Origin of the sequence: Ancylomarina longa, from assembly GCF_003996985.1 — a bacterium.
Taxonomy (GTDB): Bacteria; Bacteroidota; Bacteroidia; order Bacteroidales; family Marinifilaceae; genus Ancylomarina_A; species Ancylomarina_A longa.
Map to the genome: position 1 here is coordinate 1 of NZ_RJJX01000124.1, position 691 is coordinate 691.

Genomic DNA, 691 nt, shown 5'->3' on the forward strand with positions numbered 1-691 from the left:
CGAGGATCTGACTCTAGTACGAGAGGACCGGGTTGGACTAACCYCTAGTGTATCTGTTGTGGCGCCAGCTGCATTGCAGAGTAGCTACGTTGGGCAGGGATAAGTGCTGAAAGCATCTAAGCACGAAGCCTACCTCAAGATGAGATTTCTWTARAGGGTCGTTGGAGACGACAACGTTGATAGGCCACAGATGTAAAGGCAGTGATGTCAAAGTCGAGTGGTACTAATTACCCATAAGCTTATGAATGCAGAAGTCAATGATTGAATTCTGAACAAAACTTACAACTACTTTTTTTTTCAATATGTCTATGATATTTGTTGACAGCTAGTGCACAGCACCAAGCGATAGTTAACTGAAGATTTTCAGGTATCTATAGCAATGGGGTTCCACCTCTTCCCATCCCGAACAGAGAAGTTAAGCCCATTAGCGCCGATGGTACTGCCGAAAGGTGKGAGAGTAGGTCGATGCCAACTTTTAAGCGTCTTATTCCTCAGCGGAGTAAGACGCTTTTTTTATGCCCTAAAGTCAAAAGAAAATTACGATCCCGATAAATATCGGGAAAAAATTACGAATTGAAACTACTTCTGATTCCTGTTGATACTTCCTCCCCAAGACACTATTTTAAGATCGCTAAGCTTAATATCTATGTTGACTTTATAAAGTTTATTCTATCTCCCAACATGATCTCTG

2 rRNA genes are annotated in these 691 nt (G+C 41.8%); both read left to right on the plus strand.

The features are described from left to right. Positions 1 to 247: ribosomal RNA gene (locus tag DLK05_RS16620) — 23S ribosomal RNA — on the plus strand; the annotation flags it as partial. 116 nt (positions 248 to 363) lie between these two features. After that, positions 364 to 474 (plus strand): 5S ribosomal RNA (gene rrf / locus DLK05_RS16625). The last annotated feature ends 217 nt before the right edge of the window (positions 475 to 691 follow it).